This is a genomic window from Streptomyces sp. NPDC050704, from assembly GCF_040654355.1.
Classification (GTDB): Bacteria; Actinomycetota; Actinomycetes; order Streptomycetales; family Streptomycetaceae; genus Streptomyces.
Genome location: NZ_JBFAHW010000045.1, coordinates 51,933 through 73,023, shown reverse-complemented (window position 1 = coordinate 73,023; position 21,091 = coordinate 51,933). Strand labels below are relative to the sequence as shown.

The window sequence follows — 21,091 nt, the reverse complement described above, 5'->3', positions numbered from 1 at the left end:
GGGGCAGTTCCCTTCAGGAGTCCCGCAGATCGCGTGTCAGCAGGCGGGCGAGCGTGTCGACGACCGGTGGGTCGAGCAGTGACAGATGGTGCCCGGGCAGCGGGACGACGGTCAGGTCGGTGCAGTGGGCGTCCCAGCCGAGCATCGCGTCCACGCGCTCGTAGCGGGGGTCGCGGACGGTGTGCGGGGCGGGCTCGCTCGCCCGGTAGAGCAGGGTGCGGCCCGTGTACCGGCCGGGCGTGTGGCGCTCGCCGCTGCGGAGGTCCAGATACGAGGCGCGCTGATGCTCGACGGCCGGGTCGGGAAGGTCCACGGTGTCCCTCAGCACCTTGATGACCAGGTCGATCTGATCCCGGTCGCCGAGCCCGGTGAGGTCGTCGTACGGCAGGTCGAGCCGGGTGCCGTAGGTGCGTTCCACGTACGCGGCGAAGTCCCGGAAGTGGCGCAGGGCCAGGTCCCCCGCGGTGAGCCGGGTGGGCAGCGGCAGGACGGAGTCGAGCAGCACCAGGGCGTGGACGGGGCCGTGCCGGGACAGGAGTCTGGCCGCCTCCTGCGCGACCACTCCGCCGTACGACCAACCGCCAAGGACCCAGGGGCCGTTGGGGCTCACCTCCCATACACGCCGGGCGAACTCCGCGGCCCGGCCGGGCACGTCGTCGGGATCCGGTTGCCGGTCGAAGCCGTAGAGCGGGCGGTCGCCGTCGAGGCGGTGGGCCAACCGGGCGTAGACGTCGGCGTGTCCGCCCGCGGCGTGGGCCAGGAAGAGCGGGGTGTGCGGGCCGGTGGCGTGGAAGGTGCGGAGGGGGCCGGAGTCGGTGGGCCGCTCGCGTACGGCGGTGCCGGCGGGCTCCGGGGTCCCGTCCTGGGTTCTTTCCCGGCCCGCCCCGCCCGTCAGCAGCTCGGCGACGGCTCTCAGCGTTCCCCGTCTCAGCAGTACGCCGGGCTCCAGCTCGACGTCGAACTCCCGCTCCACGACGGTCCGGATCCGCACGGCGGTGAGGGAGTCGAGGCCGAGGTCGGTCAACGCGGTGTCGGGGTCGAGGTGGTCGGGGCTGTATCCCATCACCGCGGCCACGCACCGCCGCAGCCGGTCGAGGGGACCGGCTCCCCGGTCGAGGGGCTCGGTCAGGACGGGGTCCTCGGCCGTCTCCTCGCCCGCCCAGAAGCGGCGGTGCCGCCAGCGGGGCGGCGGGATGTCCACGATGCAGCCTTCGGGGTGCAGTCCCTCCCGCGGCTGGGCCGCGCGCACACCGTGGACGAGCAGTGTGGCCAGCGAGGTGCGGAAGGTGAGCGCGTCGTCGGTGTCGCGGCGCAGAGTCGGCACGACCAGGGCGTCCGCGGCGCCGACCGCGCGCAGGGTCTCGGTCAGCGGGTGCAACTGCGTGGGGTGCGGGGCGACTTCCACGAAGACGCGGTGTCCGTCCTCGGCCGCCGCGCGTACCGCCTGCGCGAACCGGACGGGATTGCGCAGGTTGGCCGACCAGTAGGCGGTGTCGCAGGATGCGGCCGCGCGGGGATCGTCGAGCGCGGTGGAATAGCGCCGGCAGCGCGGTACGGAATGCCGGACCTCGCCCAGCTCCCATGCGAACTCCGGTAGCAGCGGCTCGACTTCGGGCGAGTGCCCTGCCGCGGACACCCCCAGCGAACGGGCGAAGCCGCCGCTCTCGGTCACCCGGGCGACGAGCCCGGCGACGTCCTCGGCGGAGCCCGTGACCACGCTCTGCACCGGCGAGGCGTGCACGGCGACCTGGAGGGTGCTGAACTCCCCTGCGAGCAGGGTGACTTCGGTCTCGGAGAGGTCCGCGACCGCCATGGCTCCGCCGGTCAGCCGCCCCAGCAGCCGGGAGCGTACGGCGACGATCCGCGCCCCGGTGGCCTCGTCCAGCGCTCCCGCCACGACCGCCGCCGCGATCTCACCCAGGGAGTGGCCGATGACGGCGGCGGGTTCGAGGCCGTACGAGCGCCACAGTTCGGCGAGGGCGACCTGCACTCCGTACAGAACGGGCATGACGGTGACGGGGGTCGACAGGTCGGCGTCCGGCCGGAGCCCGGCGCGCAGGGAGACGCCCGCGTGTTCGTGCAGGAGTGGTTCAAGACGGTCGACGGCTGCCGCGAACACCCCTTCCGTGGTGAGGAGTCGGCTGCCCATGCCGGGCCACTGGGAGCCGTAGCCGGAGAACACCCATACCGGTCCGGGCCCGCCGGGCGCCCCCTCCCCCGTGATCAGGTGCGGGGACGGGTCGCCCGCGGCGAGGCGGGTCAGCGCGGTGACGGTCTCCGTGCGGTCCCGGGTGACGAGGGCCGCACGGTGGCGGCCGCGTCCGGTGCGGCCGGCGAGGGTGCGGGCCAGGTCGGTGTCGCGGACGCGCCGGCTCCCGGGGCTGTCCAGCCAGTCGGCGAGTTCACCCGCGTAAGCACGCACGCGCTCCTTGGTCGGCCCGTCCAGCAGGAGCAGCGCGGGACGGTCCGGGTGGCCGTCGGCCCGGCCCGCCGGCCGGTGTTCGGCGAGGACGACATGGGCGTTCGTACCGCCGAAGCCGAAGGCCGAGACACCCGCGGTGGCGGTACCCGAGTAGCGGGGCCAGGGCTCGGGGGAGGTGACCACGCGCAGGCCGAGGGCGTCGAGGTCGGCGTGCGGGCCCGGGCGGGTGAAGTGCAACTGGCCGGGGATCTCGCCGTGGTGCAGGGCCAGCACGGTCTTGATCAGGCCCGCGATGCCGGCGGCGGCCTCCAGGTGACCGAGGTTCGTCTTGGCGGAGCCGATCAGCAGGGGCTGCTCCAGGTCACGTCCGCGTCCGAGGACGGCACCGAGGGCGCTCGCCTCGATCGGGTCGCCGAGGGCGGTGCCGGTGCCGTGCGCCTCGACGTAGTCCACGGTCGGCGGGGTGGTGTGGACCTCGGCGAGGAGCGCGCGCTGGGCCTCGGCGTTGGGTGCCGTCAGACCGTTGGAGCGGCCGTCGGAGTTGACGGCCGTCGCGTGGATCACCGCCAGGACGCGGTCGCCGTCGCGTTCGGCGTCCGTGAGGCGTTTCAGTACGACGACACCGCAGCCCTCGCCCCGGACGATCCCGTCGGCGTCCGCGTCGAAGGCCTTGCACCGGCCGTCCGGGGCGAGCGCGCCCACGCGCTGGAAGCCGAGGGTGACGGCGGGGGTCAGCAGCAGGTTCACCCCGGCGGCGAGTGCCGTGTCGCTCTCGCCCGTGGTCAGGCTGCGTACGGCCTGATGCACCGCGACCAGGGAGGACGAGCACGCGGTGTCGACGGCGAGGCTGGGGCCGCGCAGGTCGAGGGCGTACGACAGCCGGCCCGCGGCGATGCTCAGGGACGCGCCGGTGGCCGTCCAGGCGTTCACGGCGCGGGGGTCGGCGGTCGTGAGGTGTGCGTACTCGTTGCCGCTGATGCCCACGAAGACGCCGGTGCGGGTGCCCGCGAGCGCGGTTGCCGGCAGGGCCGCGTGGTCGAGGGCCTCGCGGGTGACTTCGAGGAGCATGCGGTGCTGGGGGTCCATGGCGGTGGCCTCGTGGGCGGGGATGCCGAAGAACTCGGCGTCGAAGCCCGCGATGTCGTCGAGATCGCCGAGGAAGGCGCCGTGCCGGCTCATGTCGTCCGGCAGCCGGTCCGGATCCGGCACGAAGGGGTCCCAGCGGCCCGCCGGAAGCGTGCCGACCGCGTCGCGGCCCTCGGTGAGCAGCCGCCAGTACGCGTCGGGCGAGGCGACACCGCCGGGAAAGCGGCAGCCCAGTCCGATGACGGCGACAGGGCCCGCGGTTCCGTCGGCGGCGGAGGCGGTCCCGGCGCGCGAGGGTTCGGCATCCGCGTCCGGCGAACGGCCTTGCCCGGCCGCCGGGTTCGAAGCGTGGGGCAGGTCGTCGCCGACGCGTCTGGCTCCCGAGATCTCCTCCAGTCGCCGCACCAGGCCGTCGATCGTCGGCGCCTCCCACAGCAGGGTATCCGGCAGTGGGCGTCCCGCCAGTTCGCTCAGTTCGGCCGTCAGTGCCACCGCGTCCCGCGAGGTGAGTCCGGCCTCCGCCAGGGGCCGGTCGTCGGGGAGGCCGTCCGGACTGAGGCCGTACCAGGCGTGCAGGCGTTCGGCGACCAGGCCGCGGATCTCCGTGTGCGACACGCTCATCGGGGACCGAACCCGCCGTCGAGGAAACGTGTCCGGGCCGCCGAGCGCGACACCTTGCCGCTGCTCGTACGGGGGACCGAGCCGGGCGGGACCAGCAGCAGTGTGCCGAGCCGCAGTCCGTGGCGGGCGGAGACCGCGGCGCGTGCCGCGCGTTCGGCGTCTCCGGTCTCCTCCGGCGTCGGGTCGGTGTCCCGTCGGTGCTCCGCGACCACGACGAGTTCCTCGTCCGTCCCGTCGGGCCCGGTCACCCCGAACGCGGCGAGCCGGTCGCGGCGGACCTGGGACACGGCCGTCTGGACGGTCTCCTCGATGTCCTGGGGGTAGTGGTTGCGCCCGTCCACGATGATCACGTCCTTCAGGCGGCCGGTGACGAGCAGCCGCCCCTGATGCAGGGCGCCGAGGTCGCCCGTGCGCAGCCAGTCCCCCGCCGCGCCGAAGCCGAAGGTCTCGGCGGTGAGCCCGGCGCGCTTCCAGTAGCCGAGCCCGATGTTGGGCCCGCGCAGCTGGATCTCGCCGACCTGCCCCTGCCGCAGTACGGCGCCGTTCGCGCCGACGATCCGCAGCTCCTGCCCGACGGGCGCCCCGCACGGGACGAGCACGGTCGCTCCCTCGTCCTGCGACTCCTCGATCCGCCCCTCCGCGAGCGCGTCGGCGTCACAGGCGACGGCCGACGGTGGTTCGTCCAGGGAGTCGGCGGTCACGAACACGGTGGCCTCCGCCAGGCCGTACGCCGGACAGGGCGCCGCGGGGTCGAGCCCGGCCGGCGCGAACGCCGTACGGAAGCGGTCCAGGGTCGCCGCCCGGACCGGCTCGCTGCCGTTGATGAGCACCCGGACGCGGCCCAGGCGGAGTTCGTCGACGAGCGCGGGGTCGGTGCGGGCCACGCAGTAGTCGTAGGCGAAGTTCGGGGCGGCGCTGACCGTTCCCTCGTACGAGCCCAGGAGGCGCAGCCAGCGGGAGGGGTCCTGGAGGAACGCGACAGGGTCCATGAGGACGGACGGGAAGCCGCCGACGACGGGTGCGGCAATGCTGAGGACGAGGCCCATGTCGTGGAAGAGCGGCAGCCAGCCGACCGTGGTGGCGGATTCCGGGTCGGCGACGAAGGCGGCGATGGCCTGGCGCGCGTTGGCGACGACGTTGGCGTGGCTGATCATCACGCCGGCCGGGCTGCGGGTGGAGCCGGAGGTGTACTGGAGGTAGGCGATGTCGTCCGGTTCCGGGCCCGGGGCCGATTTGTCCGGGTCGCCGAATCCGGCGCGCTGGACGGCGAGTTGGTCGACGGGGACGACGGGGATGTCCGGCAGCGCACGGTCCCGGAGGAAGGTGCGTACCGCGGGGGCGGTGGTGGAGTCGGCGAGCAGACAGGCCGGTTCGCAGTCGGCCAGGACGGCCGCCAGTCTCCCTTCGTGGCCCGGGACTTGAGGGCCGAAGAGGGGTACGGCGATGACCCGGGCGTACAGGCAGCCGAGGAACGCGGCCGCGTAGTCGAGCCCTTGGGGCAGTACCAGGGCGGCCCGTTCACCCGGGGATGCGACCGTGACGAGCCGGGCGGCGACGGCCCTGGCCCGGGAGTCGAGGGCGCGCCAGCCGAGCGTACGGTGCCGCCCGGAGGCGGAGCTGTCGGTGAAGTCGACGTGGCTGAAGGCGCGTTGCTGCGGCCGGTGTCTGGCCCAGTGCCGCAGGTGGTCCGTGAGTGAGGCTGCGTCGGCGACGGGCCGGGCGGGGGTCATGGCGGCTCCAACTGAGTCGGCGGCGGCACGAGTTGAGGCGGTGCGTCAGCTTGCGAACGGTGCCCCAGGTTCCGCCTCCGGGTGACCGGTGGGTTAGACGATGTGCTGACAGTTCGCCTGCCGCCTTCTGTCAGTTCGTGACAAAAGCGGGTCGCCGATTCCATGCCGTGGGTCAGAGCCCGTACGACGTTCCCTCGCCGACAATCCTGCGACCGGCGGAAGGAGCCACTCGTGGGACGTGGACGGCTGTTCGCGCTGTTCTCCCTGCTCACGCTGACCGGGTTCATCACGACGCTCGACAACACGGTCATCAACGTGGCCCTGCCGACCGTGCAGCGTGAACTGGGCCTGAGCGTCGCGGATCTGGAGTGGGTGGCCACCAGTTACGTGCTCAGTTTCGGCGCGCTGCTGCTGCCCGGCGGACGGCTGACCGATCTGTTCGGGCGCAGGCCCGTGCTGGCGGCCGGGATCGTGGTCTTCACCGTGGCGTCGGCGGCGGCCGCCCTCGCGGACAGCGGCGGCCTGCTGATCGCCGCCCGGACGGTGCAGGGGGTCGGGGCGGCTCTGGTCATCCCGGCGTCGCTCGCGGTGATCGCGGTCGATCTGCCCGCGCGGCGCCGCTCCATGGCCGTCGGCCTGTGGACGGCCGCGCTCGCCGTGGCACTGGCCCTGGGGCCCGTGGTCGGCGGCTTCGTCACCGAACGGTGGGGCTGGGGCTGGGTGTTCGCGCTCAACGTCCCGTTCGGGCTGATCGCCCTGCTGCTGATGCCGTCCGTGCCCGCCCGGTCCGCACCGCGACGCGGCGGGCTCGATCTGCCCGGCGTGCTCCTGTCCGTACTCGCGCTCTATCTGCTCACGTACGGTCTCGTGCGCGGCGGGGAGCACGGGTTCCGCACCGCGCCCGTACCGCTGTGCCTGGGCCTCGCGGCGGTCGTCGCCTGCGTGTTCCTCGCCCTGGAGGCACGGACCGCCCGGCCGCTCGTCGAACTCGGCCTGCTGCGCGACCGGTTCCTCACCGGCGGGATCGTCGCCCAGGTGCTGTGGGGCATCGGGGTCAACGGCGTCTTCTTCTTCACGGCTCTCTACCTCCAGCAGGTGCTGGGCTTCTCACCGACCAGGGCGGGGCTGGCCTTCCTGCCGCTGGCGGGTGCGCTGCTGCTCGGCACGCCGGTGGCCGAACTGGCGGCCCGTGCGGTGGGCGCCCATGTGTCGATCGCGGCGGGGCTCGGCCTGGTGGCCATCGGCCTGCTGCACGTCTCGGGGACGGGCGCGGACGCCGGTTTCTGGGATCTGCAGCCGGGGCTGCTGCTCATCGGCTGGGGTTCCGCGTTCACCACTCCCCTGACGGTGCGGTCCCTGGCCCGGGTCCCGGAGTCCGGGATGGGAATGGCGACGGGTCTGCTGAGCGCGGCCCGCGAGGTCTCGGGAGTGTTCGGCGTGGTCCTGGTGGGCGTGGTCCTCACCCGGCGCGAGCGCTCCGAGCTGCGCGCCGGCGCGGATCCCCGCCGCGCCTTCCTGGAGGGCTACGACCTGGGACTGCGGCTTGCGGCGTGCTGCGTCCTGGCCGGCGCGCTCGTCACGCTGCTGACGCTGCGCCGCCGAGGACGCCACCGGCGGGTGGTGGCGCGGAACCGGCTGCGCCTCGTGGCGAGGAAAAACGCGCCGGTTGTCACGAAGTAGCAGGAGCGGGCCCCCGGTTGTCACGAACCGACAACCCCCGGCGGTACGCCTGTCAAACGCCGATGAAGCTGGGCACAATCCGTGCGGGTATCGTCACTGTGCCCCACTTCCCGTGTCGCACTTCCCGTGCGCAGGAGGAGCCGCTGCGTGAACGCATTACGCATGCTGGAGACCAGTGCCGCGAACGCCACAGCGACGGTCGAGGAGGTCCACGGCCCGTTCAAGGCGTTCCCTACAGGTCTGCACCACCACCTCAGACCGTTCTTCGCCGACATCACGGAAGAGGTCGCACAGGCGATCAGAACAGAGATCCCGGAGTACGCGCGTCCCACGGACGACACGTATATGCAGGTCGTGCACCAGGGCGTGGAGCACGCCCTGCAGGGTTTCCTGGAGCGGATGGCGAAGCCCGACACCGACTGGGAGCCGGTGAAGGCGACCTATCAGCGCATCGGCCGGGGCGAGGCCGACGAGGGGCGCAGTCTCGACGCGTTCCAGTCGGCGCTGCGGCTCGGTGCGCGGGTGACCTGGCGTCGGATCAACGCGCTGGTCGACGCCGATCTGCTGCCGCGTCATGTGCTGGCCGCGTTCGGCGAGGCGCTGTTCCTGCACCTCGACGAGATGGCGGCCGCGACCACGGCGGGGTACACGGAGGCGCGGCTGCACTCGGCCGGCGAGCTCCAGCAGCGGCGTACGCGGCTGATCGATCTGCTGATCGCGGATCCGCCGGCGTCGGCCGCGGCCATCAGCGATCTCGCGCACACCGCACAGTGGCCGGTGCCCCGCGCGCTGGCCGTGGTCGCCATCGATCACGAGGCACAGGCCGGCGCGGTGCGGCCCATCGTGCCGCCGGAGTTCCTGGCACGGTTCGACATGCGGCCGGCCGTGCTGGTGGTGCCCGATCCGGAGGGTCCGGGGCGGGCCCGAACCGTCGCCGGGGCGCTGCACGGGCTGCGGGCCGTCATGGGTCCGACCGTCGCACCCCAGGAGGGGGCCAGGTCGCTGCGATGGGCGGCCGAGGCACTCGATCTGGCGCGGCGGGGTGTCCTGCCGGACACCGAGATGGTGCGCTGCCGGGACCATCTGGCGACGCTCCTGCTGTTCCGCGACGAGGCCCTGATGGAGGCGATGGCCGACCGGCACCTGCGCCCCCTGGACACGATCAGGCCGCCCCAGCGCCAACGCCTCGCGGAGACGCTCCTGAGCTGGCTCCAGTGCGGCCACAACGCCAGCGAGGTCGCCTCCTGTCTCGCCGTCCACCCGCAGACGGTCCGCTACCGCATGCGCCAGCTCGACGAGCTGTTCGGCGACCGACTCCACGACCCCACCGTCCAGTTCGAGATGCAGCTGGCCCTGCGGGCGCTCAGCCTCCGGCGGGCGGCGGAGGCGAAGTGACCGTCACAACGGCTGCCCCAGGGTGAGTGTGCTGGGCCCGAACCCGTTGCGCTCGTAGAAGCGGATCGCGTCGGCATTGGCCGCATAGGCCGTTACCTCGGCCTGCTGGGCGCCCTGTTCCCTCGCCCAGTCGAGAAAGGCGTCCACCAGCCGCTCTCCGGTCCGGCCGCGGCGGTGCCGTGGACGCACGTACAGGCTGAGCAGGGTGGCGACCTTCACGGGGCGCATGGCCGGCCCGTCCGCGACCGTGCCGGCGAGGTGACCTATGACCTCGCCGGCGCGGTCGGCCACGAGCAGCAGCCGGGCCGGGTCGTCCAGCCCCGCCGTGAAACGCTCCGCGCCGTGCGTGTGCGGCCAGTTGACGTCGACCGTCGCGTCGCGCGCTCCCGCGTCCTCGGCGAACAGGGCGGCGCTGGAGGCGACGAGCGCCGGGACGTCCGCGGGGCGGGCCCGGCGGACGGCCGCCGGCCCGGGGGCCTCGTCGGGGTGATCAGTCATGAGACCCGACGTTAGCGGCCGGGTCGGACAATGGCTCCAGGATTTCCTGGACAGATGTCCATGTAGAGTGGACACCTGTCCAGGAACACCTGGCCTGGCACACCCTCGCAAGGAGCTCACCCACAGTGCAGACACTCGCCAACGTGCTGGTCGGTCTGGTCGCCGCCCTGCACGCGTACATCCTGGTTCTGGAGATGTTCCTGTGGGAGCGGAAGCCGGGGCGCGGGCTGCACGGGTTCGACCCGGAGATGGCGCGGGCCACCGCCGCGCTCGCCGCCAACCAGGGGCTCTACAACGGCTTCCTCGCGGCCGGCCTCGTGTGGGGGCTGGTCGCCGGCGACCCGACGGGGTTCCGCGCGCAGGTCTTCTTCCTGGTGTGCGTGATCGTCGCGGGCGTGTACGGGACGGTCACCGCGAACCGTCGCATCCTGTTCGCCCAGGCCCTGCCCGGCGCGCTCGCGCTCGCCGCCGTACTCGCCGCACGGTGACCGCCGACCCCCGAGCCGAACGCACCCGGGCCAAGCTGCGCCGGGCCCTCCTCGACGAGTGCGCCCGGCGCCCGCTCGCGGAGGTCGGCGTCGCGGCGCTGGTGCGCGGGGCCGGGGTCGGCCGGGCCACGTTCTATCTGCACTACGCCGATCTGGAGGCGCTGGCCGTCGACGCCTGCGCCGATGTCGTACGCGATGCCGTGGACGCCCTGCACGCGTGGCGGGGCAGGCCCGACCCCAGGTCGGCGCCGGCCGCCCTGCTCACGTTCTTCGCGGGGCTCGCCCCGCACGCGCCGCTCTACCGCGCCCTGTTGAGCCCGGGCGGCGGCGGACCGCTCGGCCGCGTCCTGCACCGGGACCTGCGCGCCCGCAGCCTCGCCGAGCGCGAACTCGTCGGCGCGCCGGAGGCCCCGCTCATCGCCTCCGCGGTGGCCGCGACCTTCGCGGGCGTCCTCGCCGACTGGCTGCACGGACTCGTCGAGGCCACCCCGGAGGAGATCGCCCACAAGGTGTGGCGGCTGCTCGTGGCCCTGCACGCCAGCCGGTAGGGCAGCGGTCGGCAGGACGCCGGTCGACAAGACGTCAGTCGCAGCCCATCCCCTTCTTCACGGCCGGCCACGCCTCCACTCCGTCGGGCGTGCGGATGTACGCCTTCTTCTTGTCCGGCGTCAGCCACAGTGCCCAGTCGTCCAGGCGGTAGCCGGTGTCGCGGGCGCCCTCGGGCAGGGTGGCGGCACCGTCGTACGGTGCGGTGAGCAGACCGGACAGCACGCCCTCGGGATCACGCGCGTACAGCGCACGCCCCGCTCCGTGGCCCAGTTCGAGGAAGTGGGCCGTCTGCCAGTCGCAGTGCTCCGCGCCCTCGGAACTGCTGATCTTGTTGATGGACACGCGGCGGCCCTGCTTGTCCGTCCAGATCTCGTACCCCCGGTCGTCGGTGAAGCTCGCCGAGAATTCGGCCGGGTCGCACGAGGCGGTCGTCTCCGGACCCCAACCGGGCCGGTTCGGCTGGTCCTTGGCGACGATGACGGCGACTTTCGTCCGTCCCTCGACGTCGTACGAGAACAGGACGCGGCCCCCGTCCTCGCGCTCGACGCGGTAGCCGGACTTCGGAACGTCCGGCTGCTCGATGTCGAAGTACGCCCGAAGTCCCTTCAGCGGCGTCGAACCGCCGTCGCGCTTGCTCCAGTTGCCGCCGAACCCGCCCGAGTAGATGTCCCCCTCGCACTCCAGGGCCAGCCCCGCCGCGCCCGACTCGGCCTTGGTGGCCCGCAGGCTGTCCTCGTCGTACTCCTTGTGGGGCACGCGCAGCGGTCCGCTGTAGGGCGTGGTCGAGGGGCCCCCTTCTGCGAGGAGCCCTTCCGCGGACTCCCCGCCGCACCCCGCTGCCGTCACGACCGTCGCAATCGTGGCGAGTACCACCACCGCCAGTCCGCCCGCCCTGGTCCCGCGCATCGCGCCCCCTGTCCGCCGAACCACCGTGTCGCTCCTTCGACGCACCGGGGCCGTGCGACGTTCACTCGCCGGCGGGCACCCGCGGCCGGCCGGCCCGGAACGTCCGCCGATAGGCCCCCGGTGACACCCCGATCGCCGCGTGCAGATGCTGCCGCAGCGAGGCGCCCGTGGCGAAGCCGACCTCGCCCGCGATCTGGTCCACCGGCAGATCACTCGACTCCAGCAACTGGCGTGCCCGGACGACGCGTTGCTGGATGAGCCAGCGGCCGGGGCTCATACCGACCTCGTCGTTGAACCGGCGGGCGAAGGTGCGCAGACTCATCCGGGCGTGGCCGGCCAGTTCGGTCAGGGTCAGCGGCTCGCCGAGGTGCTCCAGGGCCCACTGCCGGGTGGCCGCGGTGCCCGCCGCCGAGGGTTCGGGCACGGGATGCTCGATGTACTGCGCCTGGCCGCCGTCCCGCCACGGCGGCACCACGCAGCGCCGCGCGACCCGGTTGGCCAGCTCGCTGCCGTGGTCCTCGCGCACGAGGTGCAGGCAGACGTCGACACCGGACGCGGCGCCCGCGGAGGTGAGCATGGAGTCCTCGTCGACGAACAGCACATCGGGGTCCAGGTCCACGTCCGGGAAGAGCTTCCGGAACAGTCCGGCCAGCTCCCAGTGGGTCGTCGCCCGACGCCCGTCGAGCAGCCCGGCCGCCGCCAGGACGAAGGCACCCGTGCAGATGGAGACGATCCGGGCGCCCGGCCGGATGGCGTCGAGCGCGGCCGACACATCCTCGGGGAGGTCGGCGCCGACGTACGACAGGGCGAAGGGCGGGATCACCACGGTGTCGGCCGTACGCAGCGCTTCGGGGCCGTGCTCGACGGTGATCGAGAAGTCCGCGCTGCTGCGCACCGACTGTCCGTCGACGCTGCAGGTCAGCACCTCGTAGCGGCCCTCGGCCGAGCCGAACACCCGGTTCGGGATGCCGAGTTCGAAAGGGTAGACCCCGTCGAGGGCCAGGACGACGACCCGCTCCACAGGTCCGTCGTACTCCGTGTATGGCGCGCACCCCGAGTGGCCGAGGTGCGCGGGAGGCTCATATCCTGTCCGCAGCATGGCACGATCTTATCGAACATTGGCATTCGTGCCATTTTCCGGGCCTCCGAAGCCAGGCAGGCTGGGGCGCATGAGCACTGTGAACACGATGCGCGCCATCAGTCAGGACGTCCTCGGCGGTCCCGAGGTCCTCAAAGAAGTAGAGCTGGAGATCCCGCGTCCGGCACCGAGCGAAGTGCTGGTGCGAGTGCACGCGGCGAGCCTCAATCCGACCGACTGGAAGCACCGGGCGGACAGCTACTTCATCGGGAAGCCGCCGTTCGTCCTCGGGTGGGACGTCTCCGGGGTGGTCGAGGCCGTCGGTCTCGGCGTCACGCTGTACAAGCCGGGCGACGAGGTCTTCGGCATGCTGCCCTACCCGCACGGCGTCGGGGCGCATGCCGAGTACGTCACAGGACCCACGCGGGCCTTCGCGCACAAGCCCGCCGAGGTCGACCACGTCCAGGCCGCGGCTCTCCCGCTGGCCGGGCTCACGGCCTGGCAGGCGCTGGTCGACACGGCCGACGTCCAGCCGGGGCAGCGGGTCCTGATCCACGCGGCGGCCGGCGGTGTCGGGCATCTGGCCGTGCAGATCGCCAAGGCGCGGGGCGTGTATGTGATCGGCACGGCCAGTTCGGGCAAGCACGAGTTCCTGCGGAGCCTGGGCGTCGACGAGCCGATCGACTACCGGGAGACCGACTTCTCCGAGGCCGTTCGTGACGTCGATGTCGTGCTGGACGCGATCGGGGGTGACTACCTCACGCGTTCCCTGCGGACTCTGCGCAAGGGCGGTCTCCTGGTCTCGATCCTGCCGCGCGGCTCGGCCGAACTCGCCGCCGAGGCCGAGCGACTGGGCGTACGGGCGGTGGAACTGATCGTGGAGGCCGACCACGGCGGGATGACCGCCATCGCCGACCTCGTCGCGACGGGGCGGCTGCGTGCCGCGGTCGCCGAGGTCTTCCCCTTGGCCGCTGCCGCCAAGGCGCATGCGCTGGGCGACAGCGGCCGGACTGTGGGGAAGCTGGTTCTTGAGGTTCGGTAGGCCTCTGTGGGGCGTGGGGCACTACGGGTCGGTACTGGAACTGCGGGCCGGTTGTGGCTGGTCGCGCAGTTCCCCGCGCCCCTGACGGGGCGCTGGAGTGGGCGTGCTGAATTAAGTGAACGTGAGGACCGGCTTGATTGTCTTGCCTGCGCTCATGTCTCGTACCGCCTGGTCGATGTCCGCGAACGGGTAGTAGCCGATCAGGCGGTCCAGCGGGAGGCGTCCGTCGCGGACCAGTTGGACCAGGGCGGGGATGCCGGTCTGGGTCTCGGTGTCGCCGAGGGTCAGGCCGACCACCCGCTTGCCGGGGAGCAACGCGTTGACGTCCAGGGCCACTTCGGTGCCGAAGGGCGGGGCGCCGACGACGACCAGGGTGCCGCGCGCGGCGAGCGCGTCGGCACCCTTGCGCAGGACGGCGACGCTGCCGGTGGTCTCCACGACGCCGTCGGCGCCGCGGCCGCCGGTGAGCTCCAGTACCGCCTCGGCGACATCGGCCTCGCCGGCGTTCACGGTGTGCGTGGCGCCCAACTCCCGGGCCAGCTCCAGGCGTTCGGCGACCTTGTCGACGGCGATCACCGTCGTCGCGGGGGTCAGGCGGGCGGCCATCACCGCGGACAGGCCGACGGCTCCGGCGCCGAGGACGACGAGCGTGCTGCCCGACTCGGGCTTCAGGACGTTCCAGACGGCGCCGACGCCGGTCTGTACGCCGCAGCCGAGCGGTGCGAGGGACTCCAGCGGCACGTCCTTGTCGACCTTGACGAGACTGCGCTCGTCCACCAACGCCCGCTCGGCGAACGAGGACTGGCCGAAGAAGTGCCCGCCGAGCGGGGTCCCGTCACGGCTGATGGTGGCCGAGCCGTCGGCGCGGCGGCCGCCGAGGAGGTTCAGCGGCAGCCAGCCGGCGCAGTACGCCGGGTGGCCGTCGCGGCAGTTGTGGCAGGAGCCGCAGGAGGTGAAGGACAGCACCACGTGGTCGCCGGGCTCGACACCGGTGACGTCAGGACCGACCGCCTCGACGATCCCGGCTCCCTCGTGCCCCAGGACGCCGGGCAGCGGGAACGGCAGTCCGCCGCTCGCGACGCCGAGGTCCGTGTGGCACAGGCCCGCGGCCACGATGCGGACGAGGGCTTCATGGGCCCTGGGCTCGTCGAGCTCGACGTCGGCGAGGGTGAAGGGCGCTCCTCCGGACTCGACCACGGCTGCACGAGTGGTGGTGGGCATACGGCGAACTCCTTGGTTGATGGTGGGCCGCGGGGAGCGCGACGGCCTGTGTGCCGGGACTGCGGGGCTCTCGGTCGGGCTCTGGCGAGCGATCAGAGCGATCAGAGTGATCAGTCGAGCGAGACGACGACGGCCTTGACCTTGGTGTAGGAGGCGAGCGCCTCGGGCCCGTACTCGCGGCCGAAGCCGGAGGCCTTGACCCCGCCGAAGGGCACCGCGGGGTCGAGCATCGCCCAGTCGTTGATCCACACGATGCCCGCCTGGAGCCGGTCGGCGACGCGGTGCGCACGGGCCAGGTTGGTGGTCTGGATGCCTGAAGCCAGGCCGTACGGAGTGGAGTTGGCGAGTTCTACGGCCTCGTCCTCGGTGTCGAAGGGCTGCACGGTCAGGACCGGGCCGAAGATCTCCTCCTGGACCACGCGGGAGTCGTTCGACAGGCCGGCGATGACCGTGGGCCGGTAGTAGAAGCCGCCGTTCAGGTCCAGGCGCTCACCGCCGCAGACGACCCGGCCGCCCTCCTTGCGGGCCAGGGCGACGTACTCCTCGACCTTGCGTACGTGCTTCTCGCCGGCCATCGGCCCGATGACGGTCCCCGGGTCCCGGGGATCGCCGATCGGTACACCGGGGACCGCGTCGGCGAGGATGCCCACCACCGTGTTGTACAGCGGGCGGGCGACCAGCAGCCGCGGGCCGCCCATGCAGAACTGCCCGGTGTTGAAGACGAAGCCCTTGATGACCGCGCCGACCGCCTTCTCCAGGTCGGCGTCCTCGAAGACGAGGTGGGCCGCGTTGCCGCCCAGCTCCATCGTGACCGACTTGAGCGCCTCTCCGGCCACGCTCGCGGCGTGCCGGCCGATGGCGGTCGAACCGGTGAAGGCGACCTTGTCGACGCCGGGATTCCTGAGCAGCGCCTCGCCGGCGACCGGCCCCGCACCGGTCACGACGTTGACGACGCCGTCCGGGACGCCGGCCTTCTGGAGCAGCCGGGCCATGTAGAGGGCGCTCAGCGGGGTCTCGTCGGCGGGCTTGTGCACCACGACGTTGCCGGCCGCGAGGGCGGGGGCGAGCTTCGAACTGGACAGGATCAGCGGGAAGTTGAACGGCGTGATCGCGGCGACCACACCGATCGGCCCGCGGCGGGTGTACGCGTGGGCGTTCATCGGGGTGTCGCGGGTGGCCCCGTCCAGGGTCTGTGCGAGGGCCGCGCAGTACTCGTACTCGTCGGCCGCGGTCAGCACGTCCACCGGGAGGCACAGCGAGATCGGCTTGCCGACGTCGAGGCTCTCCAGCGCGGCGATCTCGTCGGCGTTCTCCCGGATCAGCTCGGAGACGCGGTGCAGCACCCGGCCGCGCTCGCGGCCGCTCAGCTTCGCCCACGGGCCGTTGTCGAACGCCTCACGCGCGGCGCGCACGGCGGCGTCGACATCGGATGCGGCGGCCTCCGCGACCGTCGTGACCACCTGGCCGGTGGACGGATCCAGCACGTCCGTGCGCGCTCCGTCGGCCGCCTCACACCACTGTCCGCCGATGAACAGCTGTCCGGGTCCGCCCTCGAAGGTGGTCGTCATTGCCCACTCCCCAGCCTTGATCGCTAAGATTCATCTTGATCGCCAAGATTTCAACCAACAGGATTCCTGTTGGTCCGCAGTCTCATTACAGACAGGTTTCCTGTCAATGCCCTAGGGTGAACCCATGGTCGTCACCAAGGCTCCCCCGTCGCTCCTGTACATGGTCAAGCAGGTGGAACTCGTCGTGCGGTCCCATCTCGACGAGTTGCTCAAACCGACGGGGATCACAGCATTGCAGTACACCTCGCTCACCGTCCTGGAACGGCACGACGGCCTGTCCGCGGCACAGCTCGCCCGCGACTCGTTCGTGACCGCCCAGTCCGTGGCCGACGTGGTCCGGTCCCTGGAGAACCACGGCCTCGTGCGCCGCGAGCGCAATCCGCACAACCGCCGGGAGCTGCTGATCCTCCTCACCGAGTCTGGCCGCGATCTGCTCGCGCGGCACGCCGAACCGGTACGGGAACTGGAGGAGCGCATGGTCCGGAATCTCACAGCGCACCAGACCGACCAGTTCCGGCAGGCGCTGTCGAAGGCGTGGCAGGCGCTGTCCTAGAGCCGGACAGCCGCCGCGCCCCGGCGCCGGACAGCCGCCACTCGGGAACCCGGCAGGCGACACACCCTTCAAATTGAAGACATATGTCAATCGAACATGCTGAAATTCACTCCAACGAGGGTAACTTGCAGGGTGGGCAACGGTTTATCCGCCTCCAGCCCCACGCTGCCGCGGCTACGCTCACAGAACGACGTCACCCCGGCCCCTGGTGACCTGTTGGAGGTGATGTCGTCGTGCGCAACGAAACCGATCCGCTCGCTCCCCACCTGCGGGTCCACCAGGACCGCGGGCACACGGTGCTGGAGTTCCACGGCGAGATAGACATCATCGCGGCGGTGGACGTTCTGCCGGCCCTGGACGCGGCGACGGGACGCGGCGACGCGCGGGTCGTTCTCGACCTGCGGCACATCGAGTTCCTGGACTGCTCGGGACTGCGCCTGCTGTACCGGGCCCGCCGCCGGGTCCTCGCGGGCGGCGGGCAGCTGCAGCTGGTCTGCACCCACCCGCTGACCCTGCGCATCCTGGGCGTGACCGGGCTCGACAGGGTCATGCCCCCGCTGGCCGATATGGAGGAGGCCCTCGGGCGGTCCGAGCAGTCCGAAGCCGCCTCCGGATCGGTGTGACGGCCGCCCTGGGGCCGCGAGGGGTCTCAGCGGCCTCGGGGGCCGCAGAGACCTCAGGGGCCCAGGAGACCGCGGGGACCTCAGGGGCCTGTGATGATCTCGCTCCGGCTAATTCAGGATCTTGGTGACCTGACCGGCGCCGACCGTCCTGCCGCCCTCCCGGATCGCGAACTTCAGCCCCTCCTCCATCGCGATCGGCTGGATCAGCTGCACGTGCATGGTCGTGTTGTCGCCCGGCATGACCATCTCGGTGCCCTTGGGCAGCGTCACGACTCCCGTGACGTCCGTGGTGCGGAAATAGAACTGCGGGCGATAGTTGTGGAAGAAGGGCGTGTGCCGGCCGCCCTCGTCCTTCGACAGGATGTACGCCCTCGCCTCGAACTCGGTGTGCGGGGTCACCGAACCCGGCCTGATGACGACCTGGCCACGCTGCACGTCCTCGCGCTTCACCCCGCGCAGCAGCAGCCCGACGTTCTCCCCGGCCCGGCCCTCGTCGAGCAGCTTGCGGAACATCTCGATGCCCGTGACCGTCGTCTTCGTCCTGTCGTGGATGCCGATGATCTCGACCTCCTGGTTGACCTTCAGGACGCCGCGCTCGATGCGGCCGGTGACAACCGTGCCGCGGCCCGTGATGGTGAAGACGTCCTCGACCGGCATCAGGAACGGGTGGTCGACGTCGCGTACGGGCTCGGGTACGAACTCGTCGACGGCGGCGAGGAGTTCGAGGACGGAAGCCGTCCACTTCTCATCGCCCTCAAGAGCTTTCAGTGCCGAGACCCTGACCACCGGGACGTCGTCGCCCGGGAACTCGTACTCGGTGAGCAGCTCGCGCACTTCGAGTTCGACGAGTTCGAGGATCTCCTCGTCGTCGACCATGTCCGTCTTGTTCAGGGCGACGACGATGTACGGGACGCCGACCTGGCGGGCGAGCAGGACGTGCTCCTTGGTCTGCGGCATCGGGCCGTCGGTCGCGGCGACCACCAGGATGGCGCCGTCCATCTGCGCGGCGCCGGTGATCATGTTCTTGATGTAGTCCGCGTGCCCCGGGCAGTCGACGTGCGCGTAGTGCCGCCGTTCCGTCTGGTACTCGACATGGGCGATCGAGATGGTGATGCCGCGCTGCCGCTCCTCGGGCGCCTTGTCGATCTGCTCGAACGGCGTGAACGGGTTGAGGTCGGGGAACCGGTCGTGCAAGACCTTCGTCACGGCCGCCGTGAGAGTCGTCTTGCCGTGGTCGATGTGACCGATGGTGCCGATGTTGACATGCGGCTTGGTCCGCTCGAACTTCGCCTTGGCCACTGCAAGCCCTCCTGATCACGGGGGTGACATGAGCGTGCTCTGCTTGGTCGTGTCGCTGGTTGCCGTTCGCTTCGTCTCGCTTGGTCTATTCGGTACTGCCGTTCGCCCGCCGTGTCCACGGCCGGGAAATCGGGGCTGCGCCACGGCGGCGAAATTCGGTTGCGGCCGACCCCCGTGGGCAGCCCATGATGGGCGCGTACCCCCCTCCCCGACTTCAGGAGCACGGAATGCGCCGATTCCTCGGAACCCTTCGCCCCCACCGGACGACAGTTCTCGAGGACTCGACCACCCATGCATTCTCTGAACACCGCGCGCACGCTGCGCAGTTCGAACACCCCGCACACCCTGAACATCGGCATCCTGGCGCACGTCGACGCCGGTAAGACCAGCCTCACCGAGCGGCTGCTCTTCGACTCCGGCGTCATCGAGCGGCTCGGCAGCGTCGACAGCGGTGACACCCGCACGGACGACGGCGCGATCGAGCGGCAGCGCGGGATCACGATCCGTTCGGCCGTCGCCGCCTTCACCGCCGGGGACGTCCAGATCAACCTCATCGACACCCCCGGGCACTCGGACTTCATCGCCGAGGTCGAGCGGGCCCTGGAGGTCCTCGACGGCGCGGTGCTGCTGCTGTCCGCCGTGGAGGGCGTGCAGGCGCAGACCCGGGTGTTGATGAAGACCCTCCGGCGCCTTCGGCTGCCCACGCTCGTCTTCGTCAACAAGATCGACCGTGCGGGTGCGCGGAGCGAGGACCTGCTCGACGACATCCGGCGCAGGCTGACCCCGCACATCGTCCCGCTCACGGGCGTACGCGACATCGGCACCGCGCACGCCCGCGTGGTGGCGCGGCCGGTGGATGAGACCCGTACGGTGGAGACGCTGGCCGAAGTCGACCCCGGTATCCTCGCGGCGCTCGTGGACGGCCCGCCACCGACTCCGGAGCAGGTACGCGCCGCACTCGCCGCGCGAACCGCCGACGGCTCGCTCCACCCGGTCCTCTTCGGGTCCGCGCTGGGCGGCCAGGGCATCGCGGAACTCGTCGAGGCCCTGCCCCGGCTGATCCCGGCATCACCGGCGGCGGTGAGCAAGAAGACCAGCGAGACCACAGCGGCCGCGGCGGCCACGGAGACTACGGAGGCCGCGGAGCCGGTAGGGCCGCGCGGCACGGTCTTCGCCGTGCGGACCGGCCCCGGCGGCGAGCGGACGGCCTATCTGCGCCTGTACGAGGGTGAAGTGACGCGGCGTCAGCGGCTCACGTTCCTGCGGCGCGAGACGGACGGCCGCACCACGGAGGTGTCCGGCCGGGCCCTCGGGCTCGACGTGGTCGGCCGGCCGGGAGGACCGCTCACCCCGGGCAACATCGCCGCGGTCACCGGCCTGCACGGCATCCGCGTCGGCGACCGCCTCGGTCAGGGTCCCTACCACGCCCCGCAGTTCGCCGCCCCGACCCTGGAGACCCTGGTCCGCGCCCGGCGGCCCGGCCAGTCGGCACCGCTGCGCTCCGCCCTGCTCACCCTGGCCGACCAGGACCCGCTGATCCACGCGCGGCCCGGACCCTCCGGCACTACCGCGCTGCTCCTGTACGGCGAGGTGCAGAAGGAGGTCCTCGCGGCGACGCTCGTGCAGGACTTCGGCATCGAGGCCGAGTTCGAGCCGAGCCGGGTCCGCTGCCTGGAGCGCCCGGCCGGCACCGGTGAGGCGTACGAGGAGATCGGGCGGCACGGACACACCGGGTTCTGGGCGACCATCGGACTCCGCGTCGAGCCGGGCCCGCGCGACTCCGGCGCCGTCTTCACGTACGAGACCGAACTCGGCGCCCTGCCCCGGGCCTTCCACCAGGCCATCGAGGACACGGTCCACAGCACGCTGCTCACCGGCGGCCTCCATGGCCTGCCGGTGACGGACTGCCGCGTCACCCTGATCCGCTCCGGCTTCAGCGCGCCCGTCAGCACGGCCGGCGACTTTCGCGGGCTCACGCCGGTGGTACTGCGCCAGGCCCTGGAGCGGGCGGGGACTCGGGTGTACGAGCCGTACCACTCCTTCGAAGCGGAGCTCCCGCTCGACGCGCTGGCCACGGTCACCACCCAACTCGCCGCATGCGGAGCGGAGTTCACGGACACAACGGGCGGGCACACCTCCTGGCTTGTCACCGGCGAGCTGCCGGCCCGGCAGGTGCGCGACGTCGAACTGCGGCTGCCGGGGCTGACGCACGGGGAGGGCGTGTGGTGGTCGCGCCCTTCGGGTGACCGTCCGCTTCGGGCTCCGCGGTAGCCCTGGCAGGTACCGCCGATTCTCCTGTGACGCGTGGGGCCAAGGGGTCGACATGGGCCAT

16 protein-coding genes are annotated in these 21,091 nt (G+C 72.0%); 8 read left to right on the top strand and 8 right to left on the bottom strand.

Features of this window, described 5'->3' with window-relative positions:
- Positions 1-13: 13 nt before the first annotated feature.
- Positions 14-4,129, bottom strand: coding sequence for a beta-ketoacyl synthase N-terminal-like domain-containing protein (locus AB0I18_RS25915; protein ID WP_363107955.1), 4,116 nt, complete (start codon positions 4,127-4,129; stop codon positions 14-16).
- On the bottom strand, positions 4,126-5,859 hold the full coding sequence (locus tag AB0I18_RS25910) for a fatty acyl-AMP ligase (RefSeq protein WP_363107954.1): 1,734 nt from the start codon (positions 5,857-5,859) through the stop codon (positions 4,126-4,128). Before AB0I18_RS25910 ends, AB0I18_RS25915 begins: the two co-directional genes overlap by 4 nt.
- 231 nt (positions 5,860-6,090) lie before the next feature.
- Between AB0I18_RS25910 and AB0I18_RS25905 the strand changes: the two genes are divergently transcribed.
- Together AB0I18_RS25905 and AB0I18_RS25900 are read left to right on the top strand one after the other, a co-directional pair.
- Positions 6,091-7,539 carry an MFS transporter gene (locus AB0I18_RS25905; RefSeq protein ID WP_363107953.1) on the top strand — a complete coding sequence of 483 codons (1,449 nt, stop codon included), beginning with the start codon at positions 6,091-6,093 and terminating at the stop codon, positions 7,537-7,539.
- Between the two features lie 147 nt (positions 7,540-7,686).
- Positions 7,687-8,934 carry a helix-turn-helix domain-containing protein gene (locus AB0I18_RS25900; protein ID WP_363107952.1) on the top strand — a complete coding sequence of 416 codons (1,248 nt, stop codon included), beginning with the start codon at positions 7,687-7,689 and terminating at the stop codon, positions 8,932-8,934.
- Positions 8,935-8,937: 3 nt separating this feature from the next.
- Here the strand turns inward: AB0I18_RS25900 and AB0I18_RS25895 are convergent, their stop codons facing one another.
- On the bottom strand, positions 8,938-9,432 hold the full coding sequence (locus AB0I18_RS25895; RefSeq protein ID WP_363107951.1) for a GNAT family N-acetyltransferase: 495 nt from the start codon (positions 9,430-9,432) through the stop codon (positions 8,938-8,940).
- Positions 9,433-9,557: 125 nt separating this feature from the next.
- Here AB0I18_RS25895 and AB0I18_RS25890 point away from each other — a divergent pair, with 125 nt between their 5' ends.
- Together AB0I18_RS25890 and AB0I18_RS25885 are read left to right on the top strand one after the other, a co-directional pair.
- The gene (locus tag AB0I18_RS25890; protein ID WP_363107950.1) at positions 9,558-9,920 is read left to right on the top strand and encodes a DUF1304 domain-containing protein; all 363 of its coding nucleotides are present in this window, start codon (positions 9,558-9,560) and stop codon (positions 9,918-9,920) included.
- Positions 9,917-10,468 (top strand): TetR/AcrR family transcriptional regulator, encoded by a 552-nt coding sequence (locus AB0I18_RS25885; protein ID WP_363107949.1) that lies wholly within the window; start codon positions 9,917-9,919, stop codon positions 10,466-10,468. Before AB0I18_RS25890 ends, AB0I18_RS25885 begins: the two co-directional genes overlap by 4 nt.
- A 34-nt stretch (positions 10,469-10,502) precedes the next feature.
- Here the strand turns inward: AB0I18_RS25885 and AB0I18_RS25880 are convergent, their stop codons facing one another.
- A complete protein-coding gene (locus AB0I18_RS25880) occupies positions 10,503-11,375 on the bottom strand; it encodes a hypothetical protein (protein WP_363107948.1) in 873 nt (290 codons plus the stop codon).
- A gap of 61 nt (positions 11,376-11,436) precedes the next feature.
- Positions 11,437-12,474 carry a helix-turn-helix domain-containing protein gene (locus tag AB0I18_RS25875; RefSeq protein ID WP_363107947.1) on the bottom strand — a complete coding sequence of 346 codons (1,038 nt, stop codon included), beginning with the start codon at positions 12,472-12,474 and terminating at the stop codon, positions 11,437-11,439.
- A gap of 70 nt (positions 12,475-12,544) precedes the next feature.
- Between AB0I18_RS25875 and AB0I18_RS25870 the strand changes: the two genes are divergently transcribed.
- A complete protein-coding gene (locus AB0I18_RS25870; protein ID WP_363107946.1) occupies positions 12,545-13,495 on the top strand; it encodes an NADP-dependent oxidoreductase in 951 nt (316 codons plus the stop codon).
- Positions 13,496-13,606: 111 nt separating this feature from the next.
- On the opposite strand, the gene AB0I18_RS25865 is transcribed toward AB0I18_RS25870, so the two are convergent.
- The gene (locus AB0I18_RS25865; protein WP_363107945.1) at positions 13,607-14,716 is read right to left on the bottom strand and encodes an NAD(P)-dependent alcohol dehydrogenase; all 1,110 of its coding nucleotides are present in this window, start codon (positions 14,714-14,716) and stop codon (positions 13,607-13,609) included.
- Between the two features lie 110 nt (positions 14,717-14,826).
- On the bottom strand, positions 14,827-16,284 hold the full coding sequence (locus AB0I18_RS25860; RefSeq protein ID WP_363107944.1) for an aldehyde dehydrogenase family protein: 1,458 nt from the start codon (positions 16,282-16,284) through the stop codon (positions 14,827-14,829).
- A gap of 124 nt (positions 16,285-16,408) precedes the next feature.
- Between AB0I18_RS25860 and AB0I18_RS25855 the strand changes: the two genes are divergently transcribed.
- Both AB0I18_RS25855 and AB0I18_RS25850 read left to right on the top strand, forming a co-directional pair.
- The gene (locus AB0I18_RS25855; RefSeq protein WP_363107943.1) at positions 16,409-16,837 is read left to right on the top strand and encodes a MarR family transcriptional regulator; all 429 of its coding nucleotides are present in this window, start codon (positions 16,409-16,411) and stop codon (positions 16,835-16,837) included.
- A 233-nt stretch (positions 16,838-17,070) separates the two neighbouring features.
- Positions 17,071-17,460, top strand: a complete 390-nt coding sequence (locus AB0I18_RS25850) for an anti-sigma factor antagonist (RefSeq protein ID WP_363107942.1) — start codon at positions 17,071-17,073, stop codon at positions 17,458-17,460.
- 108 nt (positions 17,461-17,568) lie between these two features.
- Here AB0I18_RS25850 and tuf read toward each other — a convergent pair whose 3' ends face one another.
- The gene (gene tuf / locus AB0I18_RS25845; protein ID WP_363107941.1) at positions 17,569-18,759 is read right to left on the bottom strand and encodes an elongation factor Tu; all 1,191 of its coding nucleotides are present in this window, start codon (positions 18,757-18,759) and stop codon (positions 17,569-17,571) included.
- A 291-nt stretch (positions 18,760-19,050) separates the two neighbouring features.
- Here tuf and otr(A) point away from each other — a divergent pair, with 291 nt between their 5' ends.
- A complete protein-coding gene (gene otr(A), locus AB0I18_RS25840) occupies positions 19,051-21,030 on the top strand; it encodes a tetracycline resistance ribosomal protection protein Otr(A) (RefSeq protein WP_363107940.1) in 1,980 nt (659 codons plus the stop codon).
- Positions 21,031-21,091 lie beyond the last annotated feature (61 nt).

Bases quoted from the DNA above. Each gene is read 5' to 3' on its own strand.
- AB0I18_RS25875 (WP_363107947.1), bottom strand. From the start codon at position 12,474: ATGCTGCGGACAGGATATGAGCCTCCCGCGCACCTCGGCCACTCGGGG.
- AB0I18_RS25855 (WP_363107943.1), top strand. From the start codon at position 16,409: ATGGTCGTCACCAAGGCTCCCCCGTCGCTCCTGTACATGGTCAAGCAG.
- AB0I18_RS25880 (WP_363107948.1), bottom strand. From the start codon at position 11,375: ATGCGCGGGACCAGGGCGGGCGGACTGGCGGTGGTGGTACTCGCCACG.
- AB0I18_RS25915 (WP_363107955.1), bottom strand. From the start codon at position 4,129: ATGAGCGTGTCGCACACGGAGATCCGCGGCCTGGTCGCCGAACGCCTG.
- AB0I18_RS25910 (WP_363107954.1), bottom strand. From the start codon at position 5,859: ATGACCCCCGCCCGGCCCGTCGCCGACGCAGCCTCACTCACGGACCAC.
- AB0I18_RS25860 (WP_363107944.1), bottom strand. From the start codon at position 16,284: ATGACGACCACCTTCGAGGGCGGACCCGGACAGCTGTTCATCGGCGGA.
- AB0I18_RS25865 (WP_363107945.1), bottom strand. From the start codon at position 14,716: ATGCCCACCACCACTCGTGCAGCCGTGGTCGAGTCCGGAGGAGCGCCC.
- AB0I18_RS25870 (WP_363107946.1), top strand. From the start codon at position 12,545: ATGAGCACTGTGAACACGATGCGCGCCATCAGTCAGGACGTCCTCGGC.
- AB0I18_RS25895 (WP_363107951.1), bottom strand. From the start codon at position 9,432: ATGACTGATCACCCCGACGAGGCCCCCGGGCCGGCGGCCGTCCGCCGG.